The 2,601-nt window shown below is 63.6% G+C and carries 2 protein-coding genes; both read right to left on the reverse strand.

Features of this window, described 5'->3' with window-relative positions:
• Positions 1-100: 100 nt before the first annotated feature.
• Positions 101-868, reverse strand: coding sequence for an ATP-binding protein (locus E3T43_RS11190; protein WP_134472511.1), 768 nt, complete (start codon positions 866-868; stop codon positions 101-103).
• The gene (istA, locus tag E3T43_RS11195) at positions 868-2,457 is read right to left on the reverse strand and encodes an IS21 family transposase (protein ID WP_241978948.1); all 1,590 of its coding nucleotides are present in this window, start codon (positions 2,455-2,457) and stop codon (positions 868-870) included. The genes E3T43_RS11190 and istA overlap by 1 nt, the downstream gene beginning before the upstream one ends.
• Positions 2,458-2,601: the final 144 nt, after the last annotated feature.

A 2,601-nucleotide genomic window follows, 5' to 3' on the forward strand; every position in this document is an offset into this window, starting at 1 on the left:
TGGCGAGTAGCGCTTGATGGTAGCGCCAGTCCAGGTAATTGGTAGCAAAGTTCTGACGAGGTGGTAGCGGCCCGGGCTTGGTGCCCGGGCCGCCGTGGTGTTATTCCCAGTAGCCCTTGTGGGCGCGGGCTTGGTCGTTGCGCTGCTGGCGCATGTCGATCTGGCCGAGCTTGATGATGCGGGCGTTGTTGGCGAGGCGGTTCACGATCGAGTCCGCAGTGACTCGGTCGGGCAGCTCGGCGACCCAGTGCGCGGGTCCGGTCTGCGAGGCGATCATCGTCGGGAGCCGGTGTTCCCGGTTGGCGAGGATCGCGAACAGGTCGTTGCCAGCGTCGCTGTCGATGCCGACGGTGAGGAAGTCATCGATGATGAGTAGGTCGATGTTCGAGAGCTCGTTCAACAGTTTTTGGTGGGCGATGACGTCGCCGCGAGCGATGACGAGCTTTCGGGCGAGGTCGTCCATTCGGTAGTAGAGCACCGAATGCTCACTCTCGCAGGCGCCGATAGCTAGTGCGCAGGCGAGGTAGGTTTTTCCGCCTCCGGTGGGCGAGATGATCAGCAGGTTCGTCGCGTCGGAGCGCCAGTCGTGGGCGGCATAGCGTCGCATTCTGACTTGAGTGATGCCGCGTCCCTCGCGGTAGTCGACCTCGGCGACGGTGGCGCCCGGGATCGGGAATGCGGCCTGACGGATGAGTTTGTCGACCTTGTTGATGCGTCGGGACTCCAACGCGTCGTCGACTGCGGTGAGGAACAGCTGCTCGGGGGTGAGGGTGTCGTTGGCTTCGTCCTGGATGAGTTCCTCCAGCCGGGTCGCGACATGGGTCACGCGCAGAGCCCGGAACTTGTCGTAATCAACGCTGGTGAACATCACTTGACCTCCTCGTCGCGGGCATAGTGCGAGGCGTCACGGACATAAACATCCGGCATCGTGTCGCGGAACACGACCGTGCTGACGCGTTTGCGTGTGGAAGCGGCCGGGACCCTCGGCCGCGGCTTCTTCGCATCGCTGTCGATCGCTGCCATCAACCGTTTCAGTGTCGAATAGGTCGGATGGGCGCTGCGGTTCACGAGCTCCTGGCAGGCCGCCTCCAGCCGTTCCCGGTTGTTCTTGCCGAGCCCGTCGAGGATGTTCTGGCAGGACAGGTAGCCCTGCGCCTCGATCACCTGGCTGTCCAGGATCTGCTCAATCACGGTGACGGTGGCCGGCCCGACGCTGCGCGCCCTGTCTGTGAACCACCGCCTCGACCACAGCCCGTCGATATCGCGGTGCTGCGGCGGGACATGGTCCGGCAGTGTCGAGTACTGGCCTTTGCGGCCCGTCAGCCGCGGGTGTTCGCAGATGCTCTCGTGTCCGTCGAAGACCGTCACCCGTGACGACGTCAGCCGAACCCGCAGCAGCTTGCCCGCCAGAGCGAACGGCACCGAATACCGTTGGGTGTCCGCGGTGACGTGGTAGTTCCGGGCGGCCTTCAGCTCCTTCCACTCGACGTCTTCGAACCCGGCATCAGGCAGAGGGGTCAGCAGCTCCCGCTCCTCGGTGTCGAAGCGTTCCCACCGGGTGGTGTCGTCGGCGCGGCGGATGTCGTGGTTGATCTCCCGCACCCGTTCCTCGATCGCAGCATTCAACTCGCCCAGCGTCGTGAAGACGTCGTCCTCGAGGTAGCCGATGACGCGTTTGTTGACCACGTTCACCGCATTCTCGGCTGCAGCCTTGTCACGCGGTTTTTTCACTCTGGCCGGGACAATCGCAGTCTGGTAGTGATCAGCGAGCTGCTGATATCGTGCGTTGACGATCCGCTCCGCATCACCCTTATGAGTCTGGTGGGTGGATGTCGTCGGGTTGTCGGGCACGACGATCTGTGTGACGCCGCCGAAGAACGCGAACGCCTGAACGTGCGCGTCGAGCCACGCCGGAGACTTCATATCCGCATAAGCGCGACAGAACATCAGCCCCGAATACGGCAGCACCGCGACGAACAGAATCGCTCGGACGACCTCGCCGGTGATGGTGTCGACGACGTCCATCGTGTCGCCGGCCCAGTCGACCAGCATCGCCCGACCTGGCTCATGGCGCAGCACCGCGACCAGGTCATGGGTGCGGAGGTAATCGGTGAACAGGGCGCAGAACTGCGAATACCCATACTTCTTCCCCGCGTCCTTGGTGTCGACGTAACGACGCCACGCCAGCAGCAACGTGAAGTGCCGGTTCGCTTTCATCGATGCCAGCACCCGCGACAAGTCGGGCTGGTCATACTCTTCCGACACGTTCCGGCGCCCGTCGGGGAACCACTCGGCCAGCTCGACGTCACTGACCGCGACGGTTGAGGTCAGACCGCGCTGCTGGACCTCGTGCCGGACCCGGGCCACGTCGCGATGGGAGCACCCCACGATGTCCACGACCTCGCGATAACTCCGCCCCTCCAGCAACAACCCCAAGATTTTTCGATAGTCCGCCATGACCCCGCCCCTTACTGAAAAGGACCACGCCTGATGCCTGGTCCTCTCACAGCAGAGCAGTTCACCGCCCGCCAGCGCTACCGTGTACCCGGAATCGTGCTACCAAGTCACCGGACTGGCGCTACCCACAAGCGCTACTCGCCA

It is taken from the genome of Cryobacterium sp. Hh7 (genome assembly GCF_004403155.1).
Lineage (GTDB): Bacteria > Actinomycetota > Actinomycetes > Actinomycetales > Microbacteriaceae > Cryobacterium > Cryobacterium levicorallinum.